At 66.1% G+C, this 13,053-nt stretch carries 17 protein-coding genes; 7 read left to right on the top strand and 10 right to left on the bottom strand.

Translation table 11 applies throughout. From position 1 onward, the window contains the following. Window positions 1-118 precede the first annotated feature (118 nt). Both CJ301_RS17760 and CJ301_RS17755 read left to right on the top strand, forming a co-directional pair. Entirely contained in the window at window positions 119-949 is an 831-nt protein-coding gene (locus CJ301_RS17760; RefSeq protein WP_099278684.1) for a DUF3883 domain-containing protein, read from the top strand. Continuing rightward, window positions 946-1,752: a hypothetical protein gene (locus CJ301_RS17755; RefSeq protein ID WP_099278683.1), complete on the top strand. Its 807-nt coding sequence runs from the start codon at window positions 946-948 to the stop codon at window positions 1,750-1,752. The genes CJ301_RS17760 and CJ301_RS17755 overlap by 4 nt, the downstream gene beginning before the upstream one ends. Before the next feature lie 162 nt (window positions 1,753-1,914). On the opposite strand, the gene CJ301_RS17750 is transcribed toward CJ301_RS17755, so the two are convergent. The 3 genes from CJ301_RS17750 to CJ301_RS17740 form a co-directional block, all read right to left on the bottom strand. Then, on the bottom strand, window positions 1,915-2,166 hold the full coding sequence (locus CJ301_RS17750) for a hypothetical protein (RefSeq protein WP_099278682.1): 252 nt from the start codon (window positions 2,164-2,166) through the stop codon (window positions 1,915-1,917). 108 nt (window positions 2,167-2,274) lie between these two features. Next, window positions 2,275-2,844, bottom strand: coding sequence for an SMC-Scp complex subunit ScpB (gene scpB / locus CJ301_RS17745; RefSeq protein ID WP_254050199.1), 570 nt, complete (start codon window positions 2,842-2,844; stop codon window positions 2,275-2,277). Window positions 2,845-2,852: 8 nt separating this feature from the next. After that, window positions 2,853-3,734 carry a DUF1403 family protein gene (locus CJ301_RS17740; RefSeq protein ID WP_099278680.1) on the bottom strand — a complete coding sequence of 294 codons (882 nt, stop codon included), beginning with the start codon at window positions 3,732-3,734 and terminating at the stop codon, window positions 2,853-2,855. A gap of 127 nt (window positions 3,735-3,861) precedes the next feature. Between CJ301_RS17740 and CJ301_RS17735 the strand changes: the two genes are divergently transcribed. Beyond that, window positions 3,862-4,896 carry a tyrosine-type recombinase/integrase gene (locus CJ301_RS17735; RefSeq protein WP_099278679.1) on the top strand — a complete coding sequence of 345 codons (1,035 nt, stop codon included), beginning with the start codon at window positions 3,862-3,864 and terminating at the stop codon, window positions 4,894-4,896. Between the two features lie 256 nt (window positions 4,897-5,152). Here the strand turns inward: CJ301_RS17735 and CJ301_RS18910 are convergent, their stop codons facing one another. Continuing rightward, entirely contained in the window at window positions 5,153-5,728 is a 576-nt protein-coding gene (locus CJ301_RS18910) for a Crp/Fnr family transcriptional regulator (RefSeq protein ID WP_162620620.1), read from the bottom strand. Between the two features lie 78 nt (window positions 5,729-5,806). On the opposite strand from CJ301_RS18910, the gene CJ301_RS18905 reads away from it, so the two are divergent. Further along, the gene (locus tag CJ301_RS18905) at window positions 5,807-6,355 is read left to right on the top strand and encodes a hypothetical protein (protein ID WP_162620619.1); all 549 of its coding nucleotides are present in this window, start codon (window positions 5,807-5,809) and stop codon (window positions 6,353-6,355) included. Between the two features lie 202 nt (window positions 6,356-6,557). Here the strand turns inward: CJ301_RS18905 and CJ301_RS17730 are convergent, their stop codons facing one another. Then, window positions 6,558-7,490, bottom strand: a complete 933-nt coding sequence (locus tag CJ301_RS17730; RefSeq protein WP_099278678.1) for an IS5 family transposase — start codon at window positions 7,488-7,490, stop codon at window positions 6,558-6,560. Between the two features lie 99 nt (window positions 7,491-7,589). Between CJ301_RS17730 and CJ301_RS17725 the strand changes: the two genes are divergently transcribed. Beyond that, the gene (locus tag CJ301_RS17725; RefSeq protein ID WP_099278677.1) at window positions 7,590-8,084 is read left to right on the top strand and encodes an AAA family ATPase; all 495 of its coding nucleotides are present in this window, start codon (window positions 7,590-7,592) and stop codon (window positions 8,082-8,084) included. Between the two features lie 95 nt (window positions 8,085-8,179). Here the strand turns inward: CJ301_RS17725 and CJ301_RS17720 are convergent, their stop codons facing one another. The 5 genes from CJ301_RS17720 to CJ301_RS17700 all read right to left on the bottom strand — a co-directional run bounded on the left by CJ301_RS17720 (window position 8,180) and on the right by CJ301_RS17700 (window position 11,783). Then, window positions 8,180-8,860 carry a hypothetical protein gene (locus tag CJ301_RS17720; RefSeq protein WP_021695078.1) on the bottom strand — a complete coding sequence of 227 codons (681 nt, stop codon included), beginning with the start codon at window positions 8,858-8,860 and terminating at the stop codon, window positions 8,180-8,182. Next, window positions 8,857-9,723 carry an SDR family oxidoreductase gene (locus CJ301_RS17715; RefSeq protein WP_099278676.1) on the bottom strand — a complete coding sequence of 289 codons (867 nt, stop codon included), beginning with the start codon at window positions 9,721-9,723 and terminating at the stop codon, window positions 8,857-8,859. The genes CJ301_RS17720 and CJ301_RS17715 overlap by 4 nt, the downstream gene beginning before the upstream one ends. 16 nt (window positions 9,724-9,739) lie before the next feature. Further along, window positions 9,740-10,108 (bottom strand): hypothetical protein, encoded by a 369-nt coding sequence (locus tag CJ301_RS17710; RefSeq protein ID WP_099278675.1) that lies wholly within the window; start codon window positions 10,106-10,108, stop codon window positions 9,740-9,742. Between the two features lie 199 nt (window positions 10,109-10,307). Beyond that, entirely contained in the window at window positions 10,308-10,673 is a 366-nt protein-coding gene (locus CJ301_RS17705) for a glycine zipper family protein (RefSeq protein ID WP_099278674.1), read from the bottom strand. A gap of 99 nt (window positions 10,674-10,772) precedes the next feature. After that, complete coding sequence (locus tag CJ301_RS17700) at window positions 10,773-11,783, bottom strand: AraC family transcriptional regulator (RefSeq protein ID WP_099278685.1); 1,011 nt, start codon at window positions 11,781-11,783, stop codon at window positions 10,773-10,775. Between the two features lie 112 nt (window positions 11,784-11,895). Between CJ301_RS17700 and CJ301_RS17695 the strand changes: the two genes are divergently transcribed. Together CJ301_RS17695 and CJ301_RS19375 are read left to right on the top strand one after the other, a co-directional pair. Beyond that, window positions 11,896-12,135 (top strand): hypothetical protein, encoded by a 240-nt coding sequence (locus CJ301_RS17695; protein WP_162620618.1) that lies wholly within the window; start codon window positions 11,896-11,898, stop codon window positions 12,133-12,135. Between the two features lie 3 nt (window positions 12,136-12,138). Continuing rightward, a complete protein-coding gene (locus CJ301_RS19375; protein WP_099278672.1) occupies window positions 12,139-12,669 on the top strand; it encodes an alpha/beta fold hydrolase in 531 nt (176 codons plus the stop codon). Window positions 12,670-13,053: the final 384 nt, after the last annotated feature.

The following is a 13,053-nucleotide window of genomic DNA, read 5'->3' as shown; positions in this document are numbered from 1 at the left end:
TTTGGGCCGAGAGCGACAGAATTTTTGGGAAACCCTCTCGATTGGCTTCGTGCCCGAGGCGATCCTCGGAACTTCGAAGCCTGATGACACCCGACCCGCCCCACCTTAGCTTGGCGGCATGAACCCGAGCGACTGGTCAGACATCGAGAACGACGCCATTGTGGAGGCTTACTTTGCGATGCTCAGCGATGAACTGTCCGGGCGATCTTACAACAAGGCAGCCCAGAACAGGTCCTTGCAGGAGCAGATCGGTCGGAGCCGTGGTTCGATCGAGTTCAAGCTGTGCAACGTGTCCGCCGCCTGCCTCGGGTTAGGGCTGCCGATCATCAAGGGCTACCTGCCCCGGTTCAGTGTCCAGATGTCGCTCGCCAAGGCCGCGTCCCGATGGCTCGCGCGGCACCCGGAATGGGAAGCAGCCCTGCATCGCAAGGCCCTCCCGCAGATGACGGAGACCGCCATGCTCCACATTGGGGTCGCGCCGACTTTGCGCAACGCACCGCCCTCGGAAAGTCTCGAGCAGACGCAGCGTATCGCACGTCGTTTCGACGTGGCCGGCCGGGATGAGCGCAATCGCGTTCTGGGCCAAGCCGGCGAAGAGCGGGTGTTTCGCCGTGAAGTTGATGTCCTGCGGCAAAGCGGCCGCGAAGATCTGGCGCGTCGGGTCCGCTGGGTCTCGAAGGAAGACGGCGATGGCGCCGGCTACGATATCGCCAGCTTCACGCCTGAAGGCCGGGAGCGTCTCATCGAAGTGAAGACGACCAATGGATGGGAGCGCACCCCCTTCCACATCTCGCACAACGAGCTCGAGGTCGCGAATGAGCGCCGCGATGATTGGCATCTCTTTCGGCTCTACGAATTCGCTCGCGCGCCAAAGGCGTTCGAGCTGCGCCCCCCTCTCGACGCGCACGTCTCGCTGACCGCCACGAGCTTTCGGGCGAGCTTCCAGTGACAGATACGCTGCGCAGCTTCGCCCGCACCATCGGCATCGATTATTCCGGGGCCGAGACCGCAGAGGCGAGCCTCCGAGGATTGCGAGTTTATCGAACTCTCAACGACGAGATCGCACAGGAAGTCTTGCCGCCGGCGGGACTCAGGAAATACTGGACCCGGCGCGGGTTGGCGGAATGGCTGATGCAGGAGTTGGACGGCCACGTGCCGACGATCGTTGGTATCGACCATGCGTTCTCCTTCCCGATGCGCTACTTCGAGCGTCACCGCCTGGCGCCGGACTGGCCGAGCTTTCTGGACGACTTCTGCGCGCATTGGCCGACGGACGAGCCGCACACCTATGTGGATTTCGTGCGGTATGGCCACCTCGGGAACGGGGCGGCTCGGACTGGCGAGCGAACCTGGCGCCGCCTGACCGAGGAGGCCACCGGATCGGCGAAGTCGGTGTTTCATTTCGACGTGCAGGGTTCCGTCGCGAAGTCCACCCACTCCGGACTCCCCTGGCTTCGCGCGTTGCGCAGGACGAGGCCAGGGCTTCACTTCTGGCCGTTTGACGGCTGGACGCCGGCCCCGGGGGCCTCGGTTGTCGTCGAGGCGTATCCGCGGCTCTGGAGCGCAAACTATCCAAGAGACGCGCGCACGCCCGACCAGCATGACGCCTATGCCATCGCGCGATGGCTCCAGGAGGCCGATCGCAGCGGTGATCTGTCAGGCGCCTTCGCAGCGCCTGCGCCCGAACCGGTCGCCATGACGGGACAGGTCGAAGGGTGGATCCTCGGCTCCACCTGGCCGCCGGTCACATGACAACCCCCAAGCGGCAATGCCCGGCCTTTTCGTTTCCCCTTCAATAGAGGCAGCGCGCACAGCAGTGCCGTCGATCACATCAAGCGGTCTTGGGCGCGGTCCGATGCCCCTCGCAGCTGGCCGTCCAAGAACGGCGGAGTTCAAGGCCTGTGTAGTGCTATCTTAGCTTGCTGTCCGCATGTGCGGCAGCGGCTTATCAACCGAGATGATGGCCAAGGTGCGACTACCTGCCAGCCTGGCAATCGAATCTTCGAGCGCGTCGGTGTCGCGGACGTGACCTGCACGAGCTTGGCCGACAAGGGTGAGAGCGAGATCGTAGAACGGCTTGGCAACGCCTTGAAGGCGCAATGGCAAGTGGTCATAGGCGAACTGCTCGCTGACGAATGTGGTCATGCGCTCCGCATAGTCTTGCATCGTAAATCTCCTTGTCATCACTGGGTGTGACTGGGAGATGGGTCGCGCGCCCGGAACGAAAAATCCTGGCAGCCATAATTCTGCAAACGGGGTCGACGTCGTAGCTGTCTACGATCCCGCCAGCCCCGCATCACGCAGCTGCTCGGCATCGGGCAGGTCGCGCAGGTCCGCCAGCCCGAAAGCTACGAGGAAGTTTGGCGTGGTGACGTAGGTGTAGGGCGCGCCCCGCCGCGGCGCGCGCGGCCCCGGCGCGATCAGCTCTCGTGCGGCCAACCGCCCGATCAGATCACGGGAGATCTCACGCCCGAAGATCTCGGCCAGCCCGTCACGGGTGACCGGCTGGTGGTAGGCGATCGCAGCGAGCACCGCGAGATCGCGCTCGGACAGGTCGATCTTCCGGTCTCCGACATTGGCGGCGGCGCGGATCACCGCCCCATAGGCGGGCCGGGTGCGCAGCAACCACCCCTCGCCGACCCGCACCACCTCGTAGGGCCGGTCGGCCAGTTCCGCGGCGAGATCGTCAAGCAACAGATCCAGCGCCGCCCCCTGCCCCACGACCCGCGCGAGATCGGCGCGCGGCACCGGCCTGGGGCTTGCGAACAGCACCGCCTCGATCCGGCGCATCCATTTGCGCCAGCGCAGCTCGGGCGGCAGATCGGCCAGTTCGCGGTCGATCATTTCCATGGTCAAAGCCCGTAGAGCCGAAAGCTGTCGCGCCCGGTCAGCTCGCGCAGCGCACCCAGCAAAACCAGCCGGTCGCAGAGCCGCCGCGCAGCGCGGTCCGACATCAGATGGGTCAGCGCAGCCGGCGCTAACGCGTCCTGCGTGAGAAATAGCTCGATCGCCGCATCAGCGCCCTTGGCGCGCAACTTCGGCGCCACGGCGTGCAGCCACGCGGCGCGACTGGCCAGATCCTGTGCCAGACCGGCCGCCCGGGCGGCGGCTCGGGCCACGGCTTGGTGGCAGGCCAGCCGCAGATCGTCCCCATCGCGCCGCAGGTCTCGCGGCGCGAGGCCATTGGCCAGCAGTGGCACGATCCGGTCCCAGCCGAGCGCCTTGGCCAACGCCGCCTCGGCGAGGACCAGCGCCGCCGTCTCGGCGCGGGGGGCCTCCCTGAGCACCGTCTCCAGCGTGGCCGCGGCCCGCGCGATGGGGGCCCCGGTCCGCGCCAGTTCGCGCCGGACCAGCTCTGGCGCGACGCCGGGGAGAAGCGCCAGGCCGCGCGCGGTCAGCGGCCGCGTCACCGCGCGGCGCCAGGTCTGGCCGATCTCCCCTGCGGGACCGGGTGGATCGCCGGGACGCGCCAAATGCAGCGCGTCGCGCAGCTCTGCCAAACACTCTGCTCGCCCCGAAAACCTCACAGTTGCCGCCGCGGCGTCGAGCGTCAGCCGGTCGCGCCACAGCGTCAGAGGCAAACCCGGCTGGGCCATCACGCCTTGCAGATGCGCCAGCGCGGCGCCGGCGCGGAAAGCCGCGTCCTCGATATCGGCGGCGCGGCCTGCAACGGCCCAGCCTGGCGAGGCAGGCCAAGAGGGTGCGGAGCGATCGAAAGTTGGGAGCACGGACATGCACCGAGCGCTACCGTTTCACGGCGCTTTTGTCCACTTTATGACGCTACAACCGCCGCGCTTTGCCGCCGCTCATCATGTCCGATAATCTTGCCTTATCGGACATAATTGTGATACGTTCATCGGCATGCCGGACACGCCCGAAATCCCCACCCAAATTGCCTTACCCGACCACGTCGCGGGCTCCGGTCGGCTCGACCGTCTGGTCGACACCGCCCGCGGCTATGCCGACCACGCCGTCGCCGAGAACACTCGGCGCGCCTACGCGCGCGACTGGACCGCCTTCGCCCGTTGGTGCCGGATGAAGGGTGCCGATCCCCTGCCCCCGTCGCCTGAGCTGGTCGGGCTCTATGTCACCGATCTCGCGGCGCCTGTGGGCAAGGCCCGCGCGTTATCGGTGGCCTCGATCGAGCGCCGCCTCGCCGGGCTCTCCTGGGGCTATGCGCAGCGCGGCTTCCGGCTCGACCGCCGCGACCGGCACATCTCCTCCGTCCTCGCCGGCATCCGCCGCCGCCATGCCCGGCCACCGATACAGAAGGAGGCGATCGGACCCGATGAGCTGCGGGCAATGCTCGCGACGCTGCCGCACGACCTGCGCGGGTTGCGCGACCGCGCGATGCTGCTGGTGGGCTTCGCGGGCGCGCTGCGGCGCTCCGAGCTGGTTGGGCTTGATCGGGCCAAGGACGACACCATGGACGGCACCGGCTGGGTCGAGATCCTGGAGGCCGGCGCGCTCGTCACGCTGCGCGGCAAGACCGGTTGGCGCGCGGTCGAGATTGCGCGCGGTTCGAGCGAGGCCACCTGTCCGGTCCGGGCGCTGGAGCGCTGGCTGCACTTCGCGAAGATCGATTTCGGGCCGCTCTTCACCGCCGTCAGCCGCGACGGCAGCCGGACGCTGCCGCGCCGCCTGAACGACCGCCACGTGGCGCGGCTGGTCCAGCGCACCGCGCTGGCGGCCGGGTTGCGCTCCGACCTGCCAGAGGCCGAGCGCCGCGCGCTGTTCTCCGGCCATTCGCTGCGCGCCGGACTGGCCTCTTCGGCCGAAATCGATGAGCGCCATGTTCAGAAGCAGCTCGGCCATGCCTCGGCCGAGATGACCCGCCGCTACCAGCGCCGCCGGGACCGGTTCCGGGTGAACCTGACCAAGGCGGCCGGGCTGTAGGGGCCAGATGCCTCTGAGCGCCCTGCCTCCAAAACCCTTCAACAACTCTCGTAGTTCTGGATGGGGTTATTGGAAGGCCCTGCTTCTGCCGACCTCTGTGACTTTCACCGTTATTTGGCTTCCTTTCTATAGCGTTAGGTGGCGTATTTGGGCGTGCGGCCTGGCCAGAATAGATCAGACGTTCATACAACTCGCGGCGAAAAGCAGCTTCGAGCCCGGTTCGACCGATGCTGCGTGTCGCACGAATGGCAGCTTCCTATCGGATTTTATTGCTCGTGCGCAGGCGGCTCATTGTGACGGGCGTGACGCCCAAATAGGACGCAATCAACCTATGGGGAAAGATGTCTTCATAGCCGGGATATGCCCGGCGAAACCAAGTAAGCCGCTCAGCCCCGCTAAGAGCGGCGAGACACCACTCTCGATCCACCTTCCGGCTCAATGCTTCCCGCAGAATGCCGTTGGCCCAATTGCGGACCGGTTCAGCCAAAATCATCCAATTTGAAAGCACTTCACTGTCAATCCGTGCCAGCGCGGAATCGGTCATTGCCACAATGGATACAAGCGACAAGCCGTTGCGTGTTCGAGCAATATTTGGCGTTACAACACAGGGACCGACATAGAAACTAACGCAAATCTCTTTGCCGTCCTGGTCGCAGATACTACTCGCCAAGCACCCCTCCAAAAGTATAAATTCATCTGTTGCGGATTGTTCCTGGCGGGTTAGGTGCGCCCCTTTTATCAAACGCTGCCGTTTCCAAGCAGATGAAAAATCATCCGAGCAAGCCATGTCTGGCAGGTCAGATGATTGCATCAGGAAAGTCCGCAAATCCATCTTCGTGTGCCTTATCAAATGATAATGCGGGCGAAACCCTCTGCGGGCATGTATAGCACAGGTCAGGGAATTTAAAAAATGACGAACATAATTCGGTCAAAGCACATTGGAATGATTGCAGTTGGTTCAGGTTTGATAGCTGTGTCTATCTATATGCTGATGATAAGTGTCACCCTTGCTCATATCGAATCGGTTTCGGGACAGGTCCCCTTCGACATGCGTCCGTCCGGCTATGGCCCGACTGAGGCAACGGCGCTTCTTGACGCGCTGGGAGTGGACGGGCGCGGTTATTACCTCAGTCGCCAGATCGCTTTGGACACCATTTATCCAGCAATGCTGGCACTGACTATGGTTGCCGCGATCTGCTGGCTTGGACAACGTATGCCAAACAGGAAACTTGCCCGCTTTGGCATCGCCTTTTCGGTTGTTGGCGCCCTGTTCGATTATGTCGAGAACCTTGGTATCATAGCGATGATCTGGAGCTGGCCAGAGGCTTCTGTTCCATTGGTCTATGCTGCCAGTTCGGCCACAATACTCAAATCCGTTTCGACAACATTAGCTGTGATACTGGTCCTTTTTATGGGCTTTAACTGGACACGGCTATCCAAAGTCGACCTTCACCCATAGCCGGGCATCGGCCGCTTCGTCCGCTGAGCGGACTTCGGCGCGGACTGCGGCGAAGGTCGGCTTCCCGCCCTTCCCTTCCTTGACCGCTACAACCAGCCACTATCACGGTTTCTGCGCCCAATTTTTGACAATCAAAGGTTGCTTCATATGGCTCTGTTGCACGGAATACCTGAAGGCTGAGTTTCCCCTTACCCCGAGCGGCTTAGACGACGGGTTCTGTGACGGGAATGCCGAGTGCGGTGAAGCGGTTTAAGATCGCGATGCGGACCTGAAGCTCGGCGGTCTGGCGATCGAAGTCTCGAGCCATCAGTTTCTGGCCGAGCAGCTTCATACAGTTCATCTTGGTCTCGGCGCGGCTTCGGCGATGATAACCGGTCCAGTGCCGCCAAATAGCCCTGCCGAGATGCTTGATGGCGCGCAAGGCCTCGTTCCTGTCTGCCGCTCCGGGGCTATCCTTCTTCCACGGCTTGGCGTTGCGCCTGGGCGGTATGACCGCGTCCGCGCCCCGGTTCGCGATGGCGTCGCGGCAGCCGCGAGTGTCGTAGGCGCCGTCAGCCGTGACCGAGGCGATCGCTTCGCCCTCGGGGATCTGGGCGAGTAGATCAGGCAACACAGGCGCATCGCCCACGCCGCTGCCGGTGATCTCGACAGCTCGCACCTCCAAGGTCGCCTCGTCCATGGCCAGATGGACCTTGCGCCAAACCCGCCTGCGCGAACCACCGTGCTTGCGCGTATGCCATTCGCCTTCGCCGCGGACTTTGATACCCGTGCTGTCGATGAGCAGATGCAGCGGACCGTTGCTGCTACGGTAGGGCAATTGCACAGCCAGCGTCTTCTGCCGCCGACAGAGCGTCGAGAAGTCCGGGACCGGCCAATCGAGCTTTGCGAGCTTCAGCAGGCTTGCCACGAAGCCAGTCGTCTGGCGAAGCGGCAGGCCGAACAGAACCTTGATCGTCAGACAGGCTTGGATCGCGGCGTCGCTGTAGATCAGCTGGCCGCCGCGCTTACCCGATGACGTCGCGTGCCAGGGTGTCGACGGGTCGAACCAGACGGTCAGCGATCCACGCTCACGCAGCGCCGCGTTATAGGCGGACCAGTTCCGGGTGCGGTAGCGGGTGGGTGCAGACTTGGGCATGCCACCCAGCTACGCCGTAGGACACTCAATGTGAATCCCGGGCAGGCTTCGTGCAACAAGGCCCAGTCGCAGCCTGCATAACGTAAAAGGGGACCAGACATGGCCGGGCAAACGACCCTTCACCTGCTCTGCGGTCGGATCGCTTCAGGCAAGTCCACGCTCGCCACCGAGCTCGGTCGCCGCCCCGGGACCGTGGTCATCCGCGAGGACCACTGGCTCTCGGGCCTCTACGGCAAGGAATTGAGGTCGATCGACGATTACGTCCGCTGCGCCGGTCTGTTGCGCGGTATCGTCGGCCCGCATGTCACGGACCTCCTGAACGCGGGCGTCTCGGTGGTCCTCGACTTCCAAGCGAACACCACCGGGGCGCGGTCCTGGATGCGCGGCCTTCTCGACGAAACGGAGGCCGCGCATGTGCTTCACCTGCTTGACGTGCCCGAAGAGGTCTGCCTCGCGCGGCTGAGGGCCCGGAACGACGCGGGCCTGCATCTCTTCGCCGTGACCGAGGCGCAGTTCCGGCAGATCTCACGCCATTTCGTGCCACCTGCGCCGGACGAGGGGTTCGCAGTTCAGGTCCACCCGGTAGCGACCTGATGACCAGCCCTGCCGTTTGACAGTAAAGGCGGGTTCCCCGGCTCAGCGAAGGCCGGAGATACGGCCGCAAGCGAAGGTCAGGGTCCGAAGCGATGTCATGCGCTGACCCCCTTCACGAACGTCGTTCGGCCGCCCCGCAGAAGCACGATACCTACGGCAACGAACCACGCGATGGCGCCAAGGCCAAAGACAGCGCCGGCGGTCTCTCCGAGCGGCGGCAGGATGGTCACGAGCCCGGCGAAGCCGCTGATTGCGCCGATCCCGGCCGTGACGCGGCCGAGGAGACCGCTCGCAATCCCGGCGAGGCTGACCGCCAGGATCCATGCGCCGCCGGCGATCTCGTTGCCGCCGCCGAGGCCCAGTTCGACCGCGTGCAGCGTCTGCCAGAGGGAGGCCGCGGCCGCCGGATCGGCGGCGAGCGCATGTGTCCGTTCGACGGCGACATTTGCGATCATGCCGGCCCCGAGGACAAGGGTGGCCCAGATCAGCCCGATCGCCCCGGTCAGGGCGGCGGCGTCGGGCCGCGAACTGGCGATCTGCCGGCAGAGCGCCACGACGAGAACCGCGAGCGCAAGCGCGTTCACGACGTAGATCAGGGTGTTCCAGGCGATCAGCACGCCCGGCCGTTCGGCGATGAAGGCCACGACGGCAGCGACGTCGATCTCGTCCGAACCGAAGCCCAACGGGGCGAGCACGGTGACAAGCATAGCGAAGCCAAAGAGGTAGGTTGCGGCGCAGATCAGGGCGGCGAGGCCGCCGGCTATGCGGAGGGTCATGAGCGGAGTCCTTTCGGTTGGCGAGCCGCTTCTGCGGCGAGGGTTTCAAAGTGTTCGGTGAGGCGCCGCGTCCCGAAGCGGGGCGCGACCATGTCCATTCCGAGCGCGGTCAGGAAGAAGCGCGCGGGGCCGCTCACGTGGCGCGGCAGGAGCGGTAGGACGGCGAGCCCGGTCCGGCGCAGGGCGTCCGGCAGATAGGTGATGCGCGGCTTGATCCCGAGGGCGGCGAAGGCGGCGCAGGCGATCTCGCCTTGGGTCATCACGTCGGGGCCGCCGATCTCGGCCCAGCCCCTCCCGGCGTCGGTCGCGTCGGCGATGGCCACCGCCAGATCGGCGCCATGAATGGGGTTGAGGCGATGCGCCCCGCCCCCAAACAGCCAGACGCGGCCATTGCGCGCCATCGTCAGGATCTCGCCCATATCCGAGAAGTAGCCGGTGGGCGCGATCACGGTCGCGGGCATGTCGGAGGCATGGAGCGCGTCCACGAAGGCGCTCTTGGCATCGACAAGCGGCACGCCCGTCATGGCATCGGCGTTCAGCACATGGACGTAGGCAAAGCGTCCGACGCCCGCGGCCTCGGCCTCGCGCAGCAGGTTCAGGTTGGCCTGGAAGTCGACCTCCCGGTAGCCGAGCCCGTCGGCCTGCCGGGTGATGCCAAGCGACGAGACGATGAGATCCACGCCATCCATGATCCCTTCGAGCGTCTCGGGCCGGGTGGCCTCGGCCTCGACCGAGAGATCGGCCAAGCTCCCGGCCTGCGCGGCGTCGCGGACCAGCGCGGTGACATGGTGGCCGCGCCGCGCGTATTCGGCGCACAGAAAGCGCCCGAGATAGCCGGTCGCGCCGGCAACGAGAACGTTCATGGATCGTCTCCGGTGTTCATGACAGGCCGACGCCAAGCGCGGCGGCGGCCATGAGGAAGAGGACCGGCGTCCAGAGCAGGCGCTCCGGGCGCGACGGGCTGGCGGCGTTCGCGGCGAGCGACAGCAGTGTGAGCGCGAGGGCGGGCCAGAACAGAGGCGCCAGCGGCGCCGCGCCGATGCCGGCCCTGGCGAGCACCGCCCCGGCCATGGTGGCGAGCAGCGCGGCCTGGACCAGCGCCAGCGCCCGCCAAGCCGACGGCAGGCGGCCGGGAAAGCGGCCGCCGACCGTCAGGCGGCCGAGCGGGGCACCGGCGGCGACGCCCAGGTGCATCAGCATGGGCAGTGCGGTCAGCCCGGCATAGGCAAAGGCGAGGATCTGGCTCATGGACCGGTCCCTCACCACCGCAGCAGGCGCGCCGGACGGGATCGCCGCGAGCTGTGCGGCCTCCCCTCGGGTAGGCCGAGATCGCCCCACAGGCGCCGGGGCGGAGACGCGCGCCGCTCTGTCGGGTGGACCGTCCCCCCGGTCAGCAGGTGGTGCAGGCCCTCCATTCGGGTGCGGACATCATGCATGGCTTCTTCCCTCAGTTCACGACCGCATGGCCGCGGCCGCGCAGGCAGTTCAGGACGACGTCCTCTCGCGTGTCGCTGGCCTCGGACGCGCCCGCCGCCGCGCCCGCCAGCGCGCCGATGACGGCCCCGCCGAGCGCATCGCCCTCTTCATTGATCTCGCCCAGCACGCCGCCAATCCCGGCGCCGATGACGGCTGCGGCCATCATGTCATGGTCCAGCTGCGACTGGCTCCGGGCAAGGCTTCGGCAGACCGCGAGGTCGCTCTGGAACTGCGCGCGCGGCGCGCCGTCCAGGATCGGGTCCACATCCGCGCCCATCTCGGCGCAGCCCGCCAGCACGGCGGTCAGGCAGATGGGGGCGATCAGCATCGGTTTCATGTCATGTCTCCTTCGACGACCAGGGGTGTCGAGAGAGGAGTTACCCGCCCGCACCGCTCGACGGCATGACCGCAGGGATCAGCGGTTTGACCTGCGGCATCAATCGCCGCGCCACGCGGTGGGGCTGGCGCCGGTCCAGCGCCGGAACGCCCGCACGAAGGCCGAGGCTTCCGAAAAGCCCAGAAGGTAGGCTGTCTCCCCGACAGAGACCTTACCTGCGCTCAGGTAATCCATCGCCATTCGGCGACGCAGGTCGTCATGGACCTGCGCAAAGGTGACGCCTTCGTCCTTCAGTCGGCGGTAGAGCGTCTGCCGGCTCATGCCGAGATCGCGCGCGATGCGATCCATCGAAAGCGTGCCCTCGTGCAACTCCGCAAGCATCCGTGCCTCCACGGCAGACCGGATGGTGTCACGGGTCGCAAGCTCGTCCAGCAGCGCGTCCGCATGGCGCGTGAAGATGCCGAAGACGTAGTCCTTGCCGCCGTCGAACGCCTCGTCGAGCCAGACCGGATTGATCCGGAGCGCGTTGCGCGCGGCGCGGAACGTGACCGGCACCCGGAAGAGCTCCGGGTAGCGGTTGGCATGCGGCGGTGGTGCATAGGTCACCTCCAGCGCCCGCTCGAACGGGTGTTCCGGCGCGGAACGGCGGAACTCGGAGATGAACCGCGCGAAGCTCGCCTCCGTGGCCATCCAGCTGCCGTCGCAGGGACGGTGGTCCACCAGCCAGACCGCGTCCGCGTCCCGCACCAGTTCGAACCGGTCCCGTCCCCCGGGGATCGGCACGTCGGCCATGAGGCGCGAATAGCGGTTCAACTGGTCCAGACTGTGCGGGAAGGAGGTGGAGGCATGCACGATCTGGCCGACGATCGACATCATCTCCAGCCGGGTCTCCAGCACGTGTCGCAGGAGCAGCGAGGTGTCGCCCGTCGCCTCGATCCCGGTAGCGATGAGGGTCCGGTAGGAGGCAACCGGGATGCGGGTGTCCTGATCCGCCAGATCGTCCTCCGTCAGCCTCGATGCCGCCAGCAAGCTGTCTCGAGGCACACCTTCGGCCACCGCATAGTCAAGGAGCGCGGCCGCGAAACCGGCGGCCATAGTCTGATCGGACATGCGGCAATCTCCTCGGATCAGGATCTCGATGCGCCCGGCCATGCCCCCGCCGAACCGGCACTGGCAGATTGTCCTAAGACATGACGTTGGGACAACCCCTATGCTGCGCCCCATGATTGCACCGATCGCCGCCCTCCACGGTCTCTCCGCCTTGGCTTTCGCCATTCTCCTGTGGATCACGCGGGGGTCCCCGGAGGTGCCGGCCACCGTGACCGGCGATCCCTCCCTGCCACGTCTCGAAGGTGAGGGTGTCGTGCTGCATGGCCGCGTCGCCGTCCCGAAAAGTGCGCCGCTTTTCGTCGTTCTGCATGGCGGGCCCGGCGGCGACCATCGCTCGCTGCTGGCGCTTTAGGGGCTGAACGAGACGCACCGTGTCCTGTTCTACGACCAGCGCGGTGCGGGCTTGTCGGAGCGGGTGGCGCCGGATCGTTTGGGCGTGAGCGATCACCTCGCCGACCTTGACGCACTGATCGCGGCGCATGGCCAAGGCCCTGTCGTGCTGATCGGCCATTGCTGGGGCGCGATGCCGGCGACCGCCTATTTTGGCCACCGATCAGGGGCGATCTCCCGCGCCGTTCTGATCAAGCCCAGCTTCCTTGATACGGAAGGACTTGCCGGCTTCGAGACCCGGCGCGCCGCGCTCTCCCGCAACCCGCGGGGGGTCTGGGCCGGCCTCTTGGCCGGCTTCCGCGCCCGCGGTGTCACGGGAGATGCGGACGCCGCCAGGGATAGTGTTGTCGGCGCCGTCGTTCATTCCTTTGCCGACCACATCCGGCGAACCCCTACCATCGCCCGGGGCAGCCCTACGACGCCCCCGCCTGGCGGTTCGGCAGCCGCGCGAGCGACACCTTTTGGAGCGACCCGGCGGCCGCGCTCGGCGCCATGACGCACGGCCTCGCCTTCCCCGGCCCGTCCTGATCCTGGCTGGGGGCAGCAACAACTGGACCGGTCGCCGCTTCAGGCCCGGCACGCAGGGCTGCTCCCGGATGCCCGGATGGACGTGATCGAAGACGCGGGCCACGATACCGCCTGGGACCGGCCCGAGGCTACACTCGCCGCGAGTAAATCCTTTCTCGCTGCGCCGCCCGAACCGCGGCCGCAGAACCAATGATAAGGAGATCTGGAAGGCAATAATGCGCTTTTGGCCCGACGGCCCCCACGCGTGGCTCTCGCGCTCCGATTTGCTGACGTTGCTCGACAAGTGGCGCGGCCGGGCGTCTGAGCCACGTCTTTGCGGGATGGAGGTAATTTGATGCACATTCAGCCCAGA

Source organism: Limimaricola cinnabarinus (assembly GCF_002723615.1).
Classification (GTDB): Bacteria; Pseudomonadota; Alphaproteobacteria; order Rhodobacterales; family Rhodobacteraceae; genus Limimaricola; species Limimaricola cinnabarinus_B.
Note: the sequence above shows the minus strand (reverse complement) of the source record. Positions and strands in the feature narration are given on the sequence as shown.